The sequence below is a fragment of the Novosphingobium sp. genome (assembly GCF_040398825.1).
Taxonomy (GTDB): Bacteria; Pseudomonadota; Alphaproteobacteria; order Sphingomonadales; family Sphingomonadaceae; genus Novosphingobium.
In genome coordinates this window covers 122,095-136,336 of record NZ_JBBATI010000005.1, presented here as the reverse complement: position 1 = coordinate 136,336, position 14,242 = coordinate 122,095, and the positions used below count along the sequence as shown (strand labels likewise).

General features: G+C 64.8%; 14 protein-coding genes. 3 read left to right on the top strand and 11 right to left on the bottom strand.

Annotated features, from left to right (window positions below; all coding sequences use genetic code 11):
* Positions 1-24 precede the first annotated feature (24 nt).
* From ABWP89_RS04800 to ffh, 11 genes are all read right to left on the bottom strand, one after another.
* Entirely contained in the window at positions 25-1,050 is a 1,026-nt protein-coding gene (locus tag ABWP89_RS04800) for an aspartate-semialdehyde dehydrogenase (protein WP_353227603.1), read from the bottom strand.
* Between the two features lie 41 nt (positions 1,051-1,091).
* Positions 1,092-3,404, bottom strand: coding sequence for a S9 family peptidase (locus tag ABWP89_RS04795; RefSeq protein WP_353227601.1), 2,313 nt, complete (start codon positions 3,402-3,404; stop codon positions 1,092-1,094).
* A gap of 147 nt (positions 3,405-3,551) precedes the next feature.
* Positions 3,552-3,932, bottom strand: a complete 381-nt coding sequence (gene rplS, locus ABWP89_RS04790; RefSeq protein ID WP_353227600.1) for a 50S ribosomal protein L19 — start codon at positions 3,930-3,932, stop codon at positions 3,552-3,554.
* A complete protein-coding gene (trmD, locus tag ABWP89_RS04785; protein WP_353227599.1) occupies positions 3,910-4,674 on the bottom strand; it encodes a tRNA (guanosine(37)-N1)-methyltransferase TrmD in 765 nt (254 codons plus the stop codon). The genes rplS and trmD overlap by 23 nt, the downstream gene beginning before the upstream one ends.
* Entirely contained in the window at positions 4,671-5,015 is a 345-nt protein-coding gene (locus ABWP89_RS04780; protein ID WP_353227598.1) for a hypothetical protein, read from the bottom strand. Before ABWP89_RS04780 ends, trmD begins: the two co-directional genes overlap by 4 nt.
* A 2-nt stretch (positions 5,016-5,017) precedes the next feature.
* Positions 5,018-5,395, bottom strand: a complete 378-nt coding sequence (locus ABWP89_RS04775) for a type II toxin-antitoxin system VapC family toxin (RefSeq protein ID WP_353227597.1) — start codon at positions 5,393-5,395, stop codon at positions 5,018-5,020.
* The gene (locus tag ABWP89_RS04770; protein ID WP_353227596.1) at positions 5,392-5,670 is read right to left on the bottom strand and encodes an AbrB/MazE/SpoVT family DNA-binding domain-containing protein; all 279 of its coding nucleotides are present in this window, start codon (positions 5,668-5,670) and stop codon (positions 5,392-5,394) included. Before ABWP89_RS04770 ends, ABWP89_RS04775 begins: the two co-directional genes overlap by 4 nt.
* 53 nt (positions 5,671-5,723) lie before the next feature.
* A complete protein-coding gene (locus tag ABWP89_RS04765; RefSeq protein WP_353227595.1) occupies positions 5,724-7,244 on the bottom strand; it encodes a serine hydrolase domain-containing protein in 1,521 nt (506 codons plus the stop codon).
* Positions 7,245-7,464: 220 nt separating this feature from the next.
* On the bottom strand, positions 7,465-7,968 hold the full coding sequence (gene rimM, locus ABWP89_RS04760; protein ID WP_353227594.1) for a ribosome maturation factor RimM: 504 nt from the start codon (positions 7,966-7,968) through the stop codon (positions 7,465-7,467).
* A gap of 3 nt (positions 7,969-7,971) precedes the next feature.
* Positions 7,972-8,406 carry a 30S ribosomal protein S16 gene (rpsP, locus tag ABWP89_RS04755; protein WP_353227593.1) on the bottom strand — a complete coding sequence of 145 codons (435 nt, stop codon included), beginning with the start codon at positions 8,404-8,406 and terminating at the stop codon, positions 7,972-7,974.
* A gap of 47 nt (positions 8,407-8,453) precedes the next feature.
* Positions 8,454-9,929, bottom strand: coding sequence for a signal recognition particle protein (ffh, locus tag ABWP89_RS04750; protein WP_353227592.1), 1,476 nt, complete (start codon positions 9,927-9,929; stop codon positions 8,454-8,456).
* 415 nt (positions 9,930-10,344) lie between these two features.
* On the opposite strand from ffh, the gene ABWP89_RS04745 reads away from it, so the two are divergent.
* The 3 genes from ABWP89_RS04745 (at position 10,345) to ABWP89_RS04735 (ending at position 14,240) form a co-directional block, all read left to right on the top strand.
* Positions 10,345-12,111, top strand: coding sequence for a putative bifunctional diguanylate cyclase/phosphodiesterase (locus tag ABWP89_RS04745; protein ID WP_353227590.1), 1,767 nt, complete (start codon positions 10,345-10,347; stop codon positions 12,109-12,111).
* 69 nt (positions 12,112-12,180) lie between these two features.
* Positions 12,181-13,026, top strand: coding sequence for a diaminopimelate epimerase (gene dapF, locus ABWP89_RS04740; protein ID WP_353227589.1), 846 nt, complete (start codon positions 12,181-12,183; stop codon positions 13,024-13,026).
* Positions 13,023-14,240 carry a MiaB/RimO family radical SAM methylthiotransferase gene (locus ABWP89_RS04735; RefSeq protein WP_353227587.1) on the top strand — a complete coding sequence of 406 codons (1,218 nt, stop codon included), beginning with the start codon at positions 13,023-13,025 and terminating at the stop codon, positions 14,238-14,240. Before dapF ends, ABWP89_RS04735 begins: the two co-directional genes overlap by 4 nt.
* Positions 14,241-14,242: the final 2 nt, after the last annotated feature.

The following is a 14,242-nucleotide window of genomic DNA, read 5'->3' as shown; positions in this document are numbered from 1 at the left end:
CCCCGATCCGGGGAGGATTTTGGGTCAGCCCTTTTTCAGATGGCGGCGCCCCAGCAGTTCGGCGATCTGTACCGCGTTCAGCGCGGCGCCTTTGCGCAGATTGTCCGACACGCACCACAGCATCAGCCCGTTGTCGACGGTCGAATCTTCGCGCACGCGGCTGACGAACGTCGCGTAATCACCGACGCATTCAACCGGGGTGACGTATCCGCCGTCTTCGCGCTTGTCGACCAGCATGATGCCGGGGGATTCGCGCAGGATATCCTGCGCTTCGGTCGCGCTGATTTCGTTTTCGAATTCAATGCTGACCGCTTCGGAATGGCCGACGAACACCGGCACGCGCACGCAGGTCGCCACCACCTTGATTTTCGGATCGAGGATCTTTTTGGTTTCGACCACCATTTTCCATTCTTCCTTGGTCGATCCATCGTCCAGGAAGTCATCGATGTGCGGGATCACGTTGAACGCGATCTGCTTGGTGAATTTGCGCGGGGTGACCGAGTCCCCGACGAAAATGCCGCGGCTCTGTTCGAAAAGTTCGTCCATACCGTCTTTGCCCGCGCCCGACACCGACTGGTAGGTCGCAACCACCACGCGCTTGATCTTCGCGCGGTCGTGCAGCGGCTTCAACGCCACCACCAGCTGCGCGGTCGAACAATTGGGGTTGGCGATGATGTTGCGCGCCTTATACCCGTCGATCGCATCCGGGTTCACCTCTGGCACGATCAGCGGCACATCGGGGTCCATGCGGTACAGCGACGAATTGTCGATCACCACACAGCCCTGCGCGGCGGCGCGTGGCGCGTGCAGTTTGGTCGGGCCGGACCCGGCAGCAAACAGCGCGATGTCCCAGCCGGTAAAGTCGAAATGTTCGACATTCTGCACTTTGAGCATTTCGCCGGTATCGCCGAATTCAATCTCGGTACCCTGTGACCGCGATGACGCCAGCGCCGCGATCGCATCGATCGGAAACGCCCGTTCGGCCAGGATGTTGAGCATTTCGCGGCCGACATTGCCCGTCGCACCCACGACTGCCACACGATAACCCATCGTCTATACTCCCTTATCCCCGGATCGCGCCGGGACAGACTTTACTTTCCGCCCGGGACGACCCCGTGACGGCTGAGGAAATCGAACACCTGGTCATACAGGTGCACGCTGATCTTTGGACCGCCGATGCCGTGCGTCTGCCCGGGATACAACATCATTTCGAACGGGATCGCCTGTGCCTGCAGCGCGGCCGCCAGCGCGGTGGTGTTGTCCAGCACCACGTTGTCATCGGCCATACCATGGATCACCAGCAGCGGGTCGGCTATCTTTGCCGCATCGGCAATCGCACCCGCGCGTTCGTACACCCCGCCCGGTGCCTTGGGATCGCCCAGATAGCGTTCGGTATAGGCGGTATCATAAAGTTCCCAGCGCGTGACCGGGGCCACCGCCACGCCCGCCGCCCACGCGCCAGGATGTGCCTGCAGCATTTTCAGCGTCATGTACCCGCCATAGGACCAGCCAAACGTGGCAATCCGCGCCGGATCGACAAAATCCAGCGATTTCAGGTAAAGCGTGCCGGCCAGCTGGTCTTCGACCTCCACCGAGCCCATCGCGTGCCAGATCGGGCTTTCAAACGCGACCCCGCGATTGGCGGAGCCACGGTTGTCGATGGCGAACCAGATATAGCCCTTTGCCACCACCGCCTGCGCCAGCGCACCCTGCCAGCCGCGCCGCACCACTTGCGCACTGGGGCCACCATAGTGATAGGTAAACACCGGATAGCGCTTGCCGGGTTCCAGCGGCGGGGTGATCATCAGCCAGTGCAGATCGGTGCCGTCGGCGGCCTTGATCGTGCCGAACTGCGCCGGGCGGTGACCGGCCAGATAGGGGGCATAGGGGTGTGCGCCCTCCACCCGGTTTTCCTCGATCCACGTCAGCCGCTTGCCGGTATTGTCGGCCAGATAGACCTGGGCCGGCTGCGCATCGGCGCTGCGCGTCACGATCAGCGTCTGCGCCCTGGCATCGGCGCTGGCGTGATTGATAAATGCGGGATCGCCCAGCGGGGTCAGCGCATCGGGATGCGCCAGGTCAAGCGCATAGACCTGGCCCCCCAGCGCATCGTCGCGGTTGCCGGTCAGGATCACCCGCCCGGCCTTTTCATCCACGCCGACCAGGTCTGCGACTTCCCACGGCCCTTGCGTCAATTGCTGCCACTGGCCCGCGGCGAAGCGATAGAGATGCCCATGGCCATCGCGTTCCGACCACCAGATCAGGCTGCCATCGGCCAGCCAGCGATAGGCATCGGACAAGTTGATCCAGCTCTTTGGCGCAGCGACTTCGCTGAACAACACATGCGACACGCCGGTGGCGGGATCGACCGCCAGCATGTCCAGCCGGTCCTGCACGCGGTTCAACCGCTGCACGTACAACGTCTTGCCATCACGCGCCCAATCAACACGCGCGAGGTAGATGTCCTTGTTTGCACTTGGATCGCCCGCGCCCAGATCGACGTCCACGCGGGTTTCGCCATCGGCCGATACGATCGCCAGCGACACCACGGCATTGGCCGCACCCGCGACCGGATAGCGCTGCTGCGTGACGCTGGTCGCGCCGGCGCCGATCGCGGCGCGGGTCACCAGGCCGACGCCGCTTTCGTCAAAGCGTTCGACCGCCAGCCGCGATTCATCGGGCGCCCACCAGGTGCCGACAAACCGGTGCAATTCTTCCTGCGCGATAAATTCGGCTTCGCCCCAATGCACATCCGCGCTGGTTTCCACCGGGGTGACCGCGCGCGCATCGCCCACCAGCGGCGTGACCCACAGCCGGCGATCGCGCACGAATGCCACATGCCCGCCGCGCGGGCCCAGCACCGGGTTCAGCACTTCGCCGCCCGCCGCGCCGGCGATCGGCACGACCGTGCCCGCGGTCTTGCCCGCGACATGCGCCAGAAACAGTTGGCCATCGACCGGCACCAGCACGCTTTGCGAATCCGGCGCCCAGTCATAGCTGACCACGCCCTTCAGTTCACCGATGCGCTGGCGTTCGCGCTGCATCTTTGCCGTTTCGGACAAGTCCTTGCCGCTGGCCAGCTTGGCCGAATCGACCAGCATGCGCCAACCGTGCTTGTGTCGGTCAAACCCCCACAGGTCATAACGGTCGCGATCATCGGCGCGGCCGCGCAGCACGGTCAGGAACCGGCCATCGGGTGACAGGCGGGGCATACGCGGCACCGCGCCAGCGATGCCGGGGCTGGCGAACACGCGTTCCAGGCTGATCGTCGCGGGCGCTGCAGATGTGGCGGGCGTTGCGGTCTGGTCGGGCGGGGTCACGGCATTCTCCCGGGCATGGGCAGGCATGATGGCGGCTCCGCACACCAGCGCAGCGGCAATGATCGTGGTCAGGGTGCAACGCATCTGGGATCGGCGCTCGCTGCTGGGGTAAAGAACGGAAATGAGGTTGTGCAGGACACAGCAGCAAAAAGGCGCCCCGGCGGATGTGCCAGGACGCCTTTTTGCAAATGGCCAGCGTGTTACGGCTGCGGGCGTGACCGCCCGTCCTGGTTAACCTTCAGCGCCGGGACGAATGTCACGGCGTTCGGCAATACGTGCCGATTTGCCGCGACGACCGCGCAGATAATACAGCTTTGCACGACGCACGACACCGCGGCGCACCACGGTGATCGAATCGATGTTGGGCGAATAGAGCGGGAACACGCGTTCCACGCCTTCGCCGAACGAAATCTTGCGAACGGTGAAATTCGATCCCAGGCCACGGTTCGAACGCGCGATCACCACGCCTTCATAGGCCTGGACGCGGGTGCGTTCACCTTCGACCACGCGCACGCCGACGCGCACGGTATCGCCCGCACGGAACGCGGGAATTTCCTTCTTTGCCTTGAATTCGGCAATGGCTTCAGCTTCAAGCTGCTGAATCAGGTTCATTTTTTTCGTCCGTCGTTCCACGCTGCGCACCAGAGGCAGACCGGGCCCGAACGCCGATGTGGCGTTCCCAAAGGTCCGGCCTGCGTAGCCGTGTATCGCCCTGTGCCATGGCATGACGCCAGGCGGCGATTTTCGCATGATCCCCCGATCGCAGCACTTCGGGGATCGTGCGCCCTTCCCATTCAGCGGGTCGGGTATAGTGCGGGTATTCAAGAAGACCGTTTTCAAACGATTCCTCATGCCCACTCGAAGGGGCGCCCATTACGCCGGGAAGCAGGCGAATGCAAGCATCGAGCAGCAGCAGCGCGGCACATTCCCCGCCCGACAGCACGACATCGCCCACCGCGATCTCTTCGACATTGCGCCCGGCAAAGATCCGTTCGTCAAACCCTTCAAACCGCCCGCACAGCACGGTGACCCCCGGGCCGGATGCAAGCGCCCGCACGCGCGCCTGCGTCAACGGTGCGCCGCGTGGTGTCATCGCCACCACCGGCGCATCGGGGTGCAACGCGCGCGCGTGATCGATGGCGCGCGCCAGCACATCGGCGCGCAACACCATCCCCGCCCCACCGCCAGCGGGCGTATCATCAACGGTGCGGTGTTTGTCGGCGGCAAAGTCACGGATTTGCACGGTATCGAGCGACCATGTGCCCTCGGCCAGCGCGCGGCCGGCCAGGCTGTGACCCAGGGGGCCTGGAAACATGTCGGGATAGAGCGTGAGGATGGTAGCGGCGAAGGTCATTTGGAAATCTTGGTACTTTCTCTGCCTCTTGTCCGGGGCAGCGGATAGACGACAAGCGAGCTTACGAGAAAGCCGCACAGGAACAGGACCACGACAAAGGCCATGCCGAACTCGATAATTCCCGCCGCTGCGCAAGAATAATCGATGCCGCAATAGCTCGGCGGCGCCTGCCTGGCATGGATCAATTCGATCGCCAGCGGGATCATCAGCAACAACGGTATCGCCGCCGCAGCAAAAAGCGCGATGGCCCACCGCCGCCAATGCGGCCGCCAGCGAAGCAGGCATTTCGCCACGACAAACGGCGGGCCATGCATGAGGACGAGAAAGGTCAGCAGGTCCATGATCAGACCGTCCAATCCTCGATCACCAGTCCCGGCACATCAGAAAAATCCGCGACGTTGTTGGTCACAATCACGGCGCCAAGGCTCAGCGCGTGGGCAGCGAGCAGTCGGTCGAACCGACCGCGCCGGAAGGGCAGCGTCGCGTAAAGTCGCGACGCCGCTTCATCGAACGGGACCAGGGGAACCGCCGCGATCAGGGCATCAAGCGCATCGGATGGCGGCGGTTTTCCGTGCCGGGAACCCAGGGCGACCTCGGCAAAGGTGATGGCCGAAATCGCCAGTGTTCCCGGTTCGGACAGCGCGATCCGGCGTGTAACCGGGGATGCCGCGTCCGCCAGCGCAAAGATCACGCAATTGGCATCGATGAGATACCGGATCACGCGGCCTTGTCATCCGCCAGACGCGCAGCAATCGTGCTCGGGCGCTCTTCAAATTCGCGCAGTTCGGGTGGCAACGGTTTCAGCCACGGTGCCTTGCCGGCAAAGCCGCTGACGTCGATGGTGCGGCGGGCTGCCTGCTTGGGACGCAACACCAAACCGTCAGCCTGTTCGATGACGACCCATTCGGCACCGGGTTCGATACCCAGCGCTGCTGGCATCCGGATCGCCACCGAATTGCCCGACCGAAAGCTTTTGGCGTGGTATTCCTTGCCCATGACCGGCTCCTGTATATACGCCTTGTATATACAAAATTGCGGCACTTGTCCAGTCAGGGCCTGGGCACAAATGCGTAGTGCAGCGCCTGCAATGTGATCGGCCGGGTCGGCGCCAGCAGCACGGCGCCTTCGACTGTGCCATGCGCGCAGGCCCAGGTGAACGTGCCTGCCATCGCGTGATCGGGATGGATCGGCGCCGAAGTATCGCATGGGCCCGATTGCGCCGCCGTTTCGCGCAGCACTTTGGCCCAGTTGGCGTCGGTACGGTCCATCGGAAAATTCATCGCCACTTTGCCTGCCACCGGTGCGACCGTTCCCGCCGCCCACACATCGCGTGACAGCGCGTAGAACGTGGCAAGATCGGGCGACACCAGCGCCGCCGGGCGTTTCAGCAGGCCCTGTTGCAGCAGCAGCACCGCAGAATCCCACACCGGCGCGGTTGGCCCGGCATACGTCTTGTTGGCCAGCGCAAACAGCGCGACGCCGAATTCGGGCAGCAGCAGCACGTGGCTGCCATAGCCGGGATAGCCGCCGCCGTGGTTGAGCGTCAGCCCCAGGCCACAATCCTGCACCACGCGCCAACCCATGCCATAGGCCACTGCACCCGGGCACGCGGTCGCGCCGCTGGCGCCATAGCGATGAAACACCGACTGAAAATTCAACCCTTGCGCAATCTGGCGCACCGTCCCGCGCCGCACCGGGCCCGTGTCCACATCATCGCGCGGCGGCCAGGCCGACACCACGAAGGCCAGCCATTTGGCATAGTCATTGGCGCTGACCGACAGCCCGCCCATGCTGTTGAACGCGCCGTCGTCCATGGTCGGTTCCAGCGCCCAGGCGTCGTTTTCCCAGCGATAGCCCAGTGCGCGGCGTGCAGTCGGCAGCGCATGCACGTCATAACCGCTGGCGGTCATCCCCAGCGGCCCCAGCAGCGTGGATTCGACATAGTTGCGATAGGGCGCATGGGTCACATTGGCGATCACCCGGCCCAGGATCGCATAGCCCAGGTTGGCATATTCGTGGTGCATTTCGGGCGCGCGCGCAAACGGCACCCCGGCTGCCAGCATCCTGGTAAAATCCTCCTGCGGCAATGGCGTCTGGCGGTCACCCCACGGATCATCGGTCACGAACCCGGCGACATGGTGCAGCAGATCACGGATGGTGATGCGCGGCGCATCGGCGGTGGCATTGCCCCAGCCGCGCATTTCCGGCACATATTTTTCGGCCGGGTCATCCAGGCTGAGCAGGCCTTTATCCCGCAACGACAGGATCGACAGCGCGGTGAACGCCTTGGTCATCGATGCAATGCGGAACAGCGTATCGGCATTGACCGGGCGGCGGCTGTCCAGATCCTGCACGCCCAGTCCATGGACATAAGCCAGTTTGCCATTGGCAACTACGCCATAGACCATGCCGGGCACGTGGTTTTCCGCCTGCCACTTTGCAAAGATCGCATCGATCGCGGGTTCGACACTGGCCAATGTGGCGGCGGGCGCCGGTTCGGCGGCGGCCATTACCGGCGTTGCGGCGATCAGTGCCGCGATAACTGTCGTTATGATTGAATGTGCTCGCATGCCCTGCCCCCGCTGTCGTCAGGCTCATTATCCCAAGACCCGCTCATCCTGACCCTGTCGAAGGATGCGCGTCAACGCCCGGAATACAGGGATCGTGGCGCGAGCGGAGGTGGCAGCGCGCATCCTTCGACAGGCTCAGGATGAGCGGGGTTGTTAAGAATATGAAAATTCTGAAAAATTGCGGCCAATGACGATCTGCCGCCCTTTTTAGGCCGCCCGATCAGTCCTGCGCCCACACGGTGGTGATCACCATTCGCTGGTCATCCCATTCGGGCACGGCCTCTACCCGCATCGGCACCATAAAGCTTTTGCCATCGGGGCGGCGCACTTCGATCACATCGCCGGCGCCGAAATTGTCGATTGCCACGCAGATGCCCAGGTCATCGCCATCGGTGGATATCGCGGGCAGGCCCAGCAGGTCGGCGTGGTAATATTCGCCGTCGGCCAGCGGTGGCAGGGTCGAACGCGGCACGGCCAGCGCAGTGCCGCGCAAGGCCTCTGCCGCGTTGCGATCGGGGCATTCGGCAAAACGGGCGATCGCGCCGCCTTTGCCATCATCGCGCAGCACGGTCAGCGTCAGTTTCCCGGCGTTGAACGCGCCCGCGTGGTTGAGGTGGCGTTTCAGCGCCGCCACCCCATCACCAAACAGTTTCAACCGCACATCGCCGGCAATGCCATGCGCGCCGATCACGGCGGCCAGCGTTACCGGGCGATCATTACCCAAGGGTCAGGCTTCTGCGGTTTCGGCAGGCGCCGCATCGTCGGCGGCCGCTTCAACCGGAGCTTCAACCGGTGCATTTGCTGCAGCCAGGGCTGCTGCCGCTTCGGCGGCCTTGGCCGCGCGGTCTTCGGCACGTTCCTTGGACTTCTTGCCCGGAACGCCCTGGTTGGGGTTGTTGGTGGGCGCGCGTTCCTTGATGCCCTGCTTGTCGAGCAGACGGGCAACGCGGTCGGTCGGCTGCGCGCCAACGCCCAGCCAATAGCGCACACGGTCCTCGGTCAGGCGCACGCGGGTGGCATCATCCTTGGCCAGCAGCGGGTTATAGGTGCCGACCTGTTCCAGATACTTGCCATCGCGCGGGGCGCGGCTGTTGGCGACGACGATCTTGTAATAGGGGCGCTTTTTGGAACCGCCGCGTGACAGACGCAAAGAAACAGACATTGATACTACCTTTCCGAAAATTGTATAAAATGTTCAAATTCAAATAATTACTTACGTTTCAAAAGATCACCCAGGTTGCCCGGCATACCGCCCAGGCCCGGCAGCTTTCCGCCGCCGCCCATGCCACCCATGCCGCCGCCCAGACCGCCAAGCCCGCCGCCGGCCTGGTCCATCCCGGGCATTCCGCCTTTGCCAAACATCGCGGCCAGGCCTTTCAGCCCGCCCATCTTGCGGATCTGTTTCATCGCGCGCGCCATTTCCTGGTGCATCTTGATGACCTTGTTGATGTCCTGCACTTGCGTGCCCGATCCTTTGGCAATGCGGATCTTGCGCTTGGCGTTCAGCAATTCGGGCTTGGCGCGTTCGCGCGGCGTCATCGAGCCGATAATTGCGTCCATGTGCAACAGCACGCGGTCGTCCATGCCGGAATTGGCCATCGCCTGTTTGGCCTTTTTCATCCCCGGCATCATCCCGGCCAGCGCGCCCAGGCCGCCCATGCGCTGCATCTGCTGCAATTGCGTGCGCAGATCGGTCATGTCGAATTCGCCCTTCGACATGCGCTGCGCCAGCCGATCGGCCTCATCCGCGCTGACCGCCGCCGCCGCCTTTTCGACGATCGACACGATGTCGCCCATGCCCAGGATGCGGCCGGCCACACGCTGCGGGTCAAACGCCTCGATCGCGTCAAGTTTTTCACCGGTGCAGGCAAATTTGATCGGCTGGCCGGTCACCGCACGCATCGACAGCGCCGCGCCGCCGCGCGCATCGCCGTCCATCCGCGTCAGCACCACGCCGGTCAGCGACACCTGCCCGGCAAAATTCTGCGCAACGTTGACCGCGTCCTGCCCGGTCAGCGCATCGACCACCAGCAGCGTTTCGCGCGGGGCAGACACGGCGCTGACCGCCTTCATTTCGTCCATCAGCGCGGCATCGACATGCAGCCGCCCGGCGGTATCCAGCAGCAGCACGTCCACCGCCTGCAGCTTTGCCGCGTTGACCGCGCGCGTGGCGATCGCCACCGGTTGCTGCCCGGCCACGATCGGCAGTGTGGCTACGCCGGCCTGTTCGCCCAGCACTGCCAGTTGTTCCTGCGCGGCCGGCCGGTTGACGTCGAGCGACGCCATCAGCACCTTTTTGCCGTGCTTTTCTTTCAGCAGCTTGGCGATCTTGGCGGTGCTGGTGGTCTTGCCCGAACCCTGCAGGCCGACCATCATGATCACCACCGGCGGGGTCGCCACCAGGTCCAGCTCTGCCGTACCGCCGCCCAGCATGTCGATCAGCGCGTCGTTGACGATCTTGACCACTTGCTGACCGGGGGTGACCGATTTCAGCACCTGGCTGCCGATTGCCTGTTCGGTCACCGCATCGATGAAGCGGCGCACCACTGGCAGCGCGACATCCGCCTCCAGCAGCGCGATCCGCACTTCGCGCATGGCGGTGCGCACATCCTCTTCGGACAGCGCGCCACGACCACGCAGGCGGTCAAAAACCCCGCTCAGCCGATCTGACAGACTATCGAACACCGCGCACCACTCCTGCCTTCATTTTCGCACCCGCACCCCATGCCCTGGCGTCTGATATCGGGCCATCCCGTATCAAAACGACAAAAACGCCGGTGGGCGAAACCTCGCCGACCAGCGTGGGCTTTGGGCTGCATCAGCCGAAAGCGAATCCAGCAACCCGGTCACAATCGACCGGTTTGCCGCGCGGCCTTAGGCTGTGGCACACGGTTTGGCAACCCGCCGCCATGGCGAACGGCCATCCGACCCGATCGCCCAGACGAAGCGACCACAAAACGGCGCGCGCTTAACCCAAATTTCAGCAAACCTGGTTAGACCGGCATACGAAGAACCACGTCACCACAGGAGCGGACCAGGCGCAATGCCCCGGCAGGATGTTCAGCATGAACCGCAGCGCGTGCCAGCGCCGGGACCGGTCATGCCCGGAACACCGCCCGGAACACTGGCCGGAACACCGCCCGAAACACTGGCGGATCCCCAACCCGATCAGGCCACGGTGCATCCGGTGCAGGCGCCGCCGCTGCCTGTCACGCTGAACGCGGCAGCAGCCGCGCCGGTCGCCGCAATCGCCCGGACAGAGCGCGACATCGTGGCACTGGGCATCATTTTTGCCGCAATCATCCTGTTTGTCGGCACCGGGTCATCGGTGCTGACCGGGCTGGCGCGCCACTTGCTGTTTGGCGAAACCAACGTCGACAGCCTGCTGACCAATGCCCTGCTGTTGAATATCGCGCTGATCGTGTTTGGCTGGCGACGCTATACCGACCTGTTGCAGGAAGTGGCAGCGCGCCGCGATGCAGAGGCCGCCGCGCTGCGGCTGGCGGATACCGACCCGCTGACCGGATTGCTCAACCGCCGCAGTTTCGATGTCACGCTGATCCGGCTGGCCGCCGACGTGGCCGCGCGCGGCGGCAGCCTGGCGCTGATGCTGATCGATCTTGACCGGTTCAAGCGCGCCAATGATTCGCATGGCCACGGCGTGGGTGATGCGGTGCTGGTCGAAACCGCGCGGCGCACGGCGGCGATGCTGCCGGCCGACGCGGTGCTCGCGCGGCTGGGCGGTGACGAATTTGCCGCGCTGGTGCCGTTTTCGCGCGGCGCCGACGGCATGGCGCAGACCGAACGACTGGCCGCGCGAATCGGCCATGCCATCGCCCTGCCGATCCAGTGCGGCGAACACACCGTGGGCGTGACCGCGTCGATCGGTGCGGTATGCGCCCCGATCACCACCGACCAGACCCTGGCAGAGGCCACCGACACGCTGCTGCACCGCGCCGATGTGGCGATGTATCAGGCCAAAAAGGGCGGCCGCAGCCAGCATTGCTGGTTCGACCCGGCGATGGAAGCCGACATGCTGGCGCGCAACCGGCTGGAACAGGCGATTCGCGCGGGGCTGAAGAACGGCGAATTCCGCCCCTATTATGAAAAGCAGGTCGATCTGGCATCGGGTGCGATCACCGGGTTTGAAATGCTGGCGCGGTGGAATTCGCCGACGCTGGGCGTGGTCGGCCCCGATGTGTTTGTGCCTGTGGCCGAAGAGATCGGGGTCATGCCCGACCTGTCAGAGCACCTGATTCGCGCCGCGTTGATCGATGCGCGCGACTGGGCCCCGCACCTGACGCTGGCGATCAACATTTCGCCGGTGCAATTGCGCGACCCGTGGTTTGCCCAGCGCCTGTTGAAACTGCTGGTAGAGGCGCGCTTTCCCGCCGGCCGGCTGGATATCGAAATTACCGAGGTCAGCTTGCGCGAAAACCTGCCAATGGTGCGATCGCTGGTCACATCGTTGCGCAACCAGGGCATCCGCATCAGCCTGGATGATTTTGGCCATGGCGCATCAAGCCTGGCGCATCTGCGCACCCTGCCGTTTGACCGGATCAAGATCGACCGCAATTTCATCGCCGGGCTGGGCCAAAGCCGCGACAGCGCCGCCGTGGTCGAAGCGATCGCGGCAATCGGTCGGGGGATGGACCTGCCGATCACCGCCGAAGGGGTCGAAACGCCGGAAATTCTGGCCGAACTGCGCAAATTGGGTGCGCTGCAAGGGCAGGGTTATCTGTATGGCCAACCGCTGAGCGCGCAGGCGCTGTATCAAGAACTGGCCGGATGCAGCCTGCTGGCACAGCCCGTGCCGACCGCGACTGTGCCGCCCGCATCCCCGGCGACGGATTCGCGGACTGCCTGATCGCGCTCCCCAGCGCGCTCCGCTGCGGCGCGTTTGCAAACCGCGCCCATTGCTCTACTAGGCGCAGCCATGCGCATCCCCTTTCGCAAGATGCATGGCCTGGGCAATGATTTCGTGGTGATCGACGCCCGCGATGCCGCGCCCGCGCACGGCCTGGCCATGACCGCGCGCCGCGCCGCTGCGATTGCGGCGCGCACCACCGGGATCGGCTGTGACCAGCTGATCGTGCTGGAAAGCGCCGTGCATGCCGATGTGCGCATGCGCATTTTCAACCATGACGGCAGCGAGGTAGAGGCCTGCGGCAATGCCGCGCGCGCGGTCGGGCTGCTGCTGGCCGACGAGCGCGGCGGCGAAACCCGCATCGAAACGCTGGGTGGCATGATCGTCGCCCAGTCCAGCGCCGCTGGTGCCGATGCTGCGGTCAGCGTCGCAATGGGCGTGCCACGCTTTGACTGGGACGCAATCCCGCTGGCCTTTGCGATGGATACGCTGGCCATGCCGGTGGCGTGGGAGGATCTGGCCAACCCGGTCGCGGTCAATGTCGGCAATCCGCACGTGGTGTTTTTTGTGACCGACACCCATGCCGTCGATCTGGCGCGGCTGGGGCCGATGATTGAAACCGATGCGCTGTTTCCTGCGCGCATCAACGTCAATGTCGCCACGCTGACCGGGCCGGACACGCTGGACCTGCGCGTATGGGAACGCGGCGCGGGGCTGACCCGGGCGTGCGGCACCGGCGCCTGCGCCACCGCTGTGGCGGCGATGCGCCGGCGGCTGACCGGGCGGCGTGTGGTGGTCACGCTGCCGGGCGGGCCGCTGACCATAACCTGGGGGCCTGATGGCATGATCACCATGACCGGGCCGGCCGCCTTGAGTTTTGAAGGCGTGTTTGCCGCGGACGATTATCCGGCATGACCGCGCCCCAACGCCGAAATACCGACCCTACGGTGGTCACGCTTGGCTGCCGGCTGAACCTGGCGGAAAGCGAATCGATCCGCGCGATGCTGGCGGATGCACCGGACGCGACGGTGGTGGTCAACACTTGCGCAGTAACCGCAGAGGCGGTGCGCCAGTCGCGCCGCGCGGTGCGCCGCCTGCGTCGCGATCATCCCGCCGCGCGGCTGGTGGTGACCGGCTGCGCGGCCACCATTACCCCCGATGATTTCGCCGCCATGCCCGAAGTCGATGCCGTGGTGGCCAACCCGGCCAAGCTGTTGCCGCGCAGCTGGCAGGCCGCACCCGCGCCGGTGGTGCAACCGGCATCGGCGCAGCATACCCGCGCGTTTGTGCCGGTGCAGAACGGTTGCGACCATGCCTGCACGTTCTGCATCATCCCCGCCGGGCGCGGCGCCAGCGTGTCCAGCCCGGTGGACGACGTGGTGCGGCGGATTGCCGCACATCTGGACCACGGTGTGAACGAAGTGGTGCTGACCGGGGTCGATGTCACCGGCTGGGGCGCCGATCTGGCGGATGGTGCGCGCCCCTCGCCCCGGCTGGGCGATCTGGTCGCGGCCATTTTGCGCGCGTTTCCGGCGCTGCCCCGGCTGCGGCTGTCCTCGCTCGACGGGGTGGAAATCGATGATCAGCTGTTCGACATCGTCACCGGCGAGCCGCGCGTGATGCCACATATTCACCTGTCGCTGCAGGCGGGTGATGACATGGTGCTGAAACGCATGAAACGCCGCCACACGCGGGCGCAGGCCATCGGCCTGATCGACCGCATGCTGGCCCGCCGCCCCGAAATCGCCATCGGTGCCGACGTGATCGCCGGTTTCCCGACCGAGACCGAGGCGATGCACGCCAACAATCTGGCGCTGATCACCGATGCGCGCATCGTGCACGGCCATATCTTCCCCTATTCGCCGCGCCCCGGCACGCCGGCGGCGCGAATGCCACAGGTCGATCCGGTGGTGGTGCGTGCGCGCGCGGCGCAATTGCGCGAACGTGTGGCGCAAAACCGTGCGGCGTGGTTGCAGACACTGGTTGGGCTCCCACGCGAAGTGCTGGCCGAACGCGACGGCACAGGCCATTCGGGCGAATTTGCGCCCTATCGCCTGCCCGCGGGCACGGTACCGGGCACACTGGTCACACTGACGCCGACCACGATCGACGAAGGACTGCTGGCATGAGT

Bases quoted from the DNA above. Each gene is read 5' to 3' on its own strand.
- ABWP89_RS04770 (WP_353227596.1), bottom strand. From the start codon at position 5,670: ATGGGCAAGGAATACCACGCCAAAAGCTTTCGGTCGGGCAATTCGGTG.
- ABWP89_RS04795 (WP_353227601.1), bottom strand. From the start codon at position 3,404: ATGCGTTGCACCCTGACCACGATCATTGCCGCTGCGCTGGTGTGCGGA.
- ABWP89_RS04800 (WP_353227603.1), bottom strand. From the start codon at position 1,050: ATGGGTTATCGTGTGGCAGTCGTGGGTGCGACGGGCAATGTCGGCCGC.
- ABWP89_RS04735 (WP_353227587.1), top strand. From the start codon at position 13,023: ATGACCGCGCCCCAACGCCGAAATACCGACCCTACGGTGGTCACGCTT.
- ABWP89_RS04745 (WP_353227590.1), top strand. From the start codon at position 10,345: ATGCCCGGAACACCGCCCGGAACACTGGCCGGAACACCGCCCGAAACA.
- trmD (WP_353227599.1), bottom strand. From the start codon at position 4,674: ATGACCTTCGCCGCTACCATCCTCACGCTCTATCCCGACATGTTTCCA.
- rpsP (WP_353227593.1), bottom strand. From the start codon at position 8,406: ATGTCTGTTTCTTTGCGTCTGTCACGCGGCGGTTCCAAAAAGCGCCCC.
- rplS (WP_353227600.1), bottom strand. From the start codon at position 3,932: ATGAACCTGATTCAGCAGCTTGAAGCTGAAGCCATTGCCGAATTCAAG.
- dapF (WP_353227589.1), top strand. From the start codon at position 12,181: ATGCGCATCCCCTTTCGCAAGATGCATGGCCTGGGCAATGATTTCGTG.
- ABWP89_RS04780 (WP_353227598.1), bottom strand. From the start codon at position 5,015: ATGGACCTGCTGACCTTTCTCGTCCTCATGCATGGCCCGCCGTTTGTC.
- ABWP89_RS04765 (WP_353227595.1), bottom strand. From the start codon at position 7,244: ATGCGAGCACATTCAATCATAACGACAGTTATCGCGGCACTGATCGCC.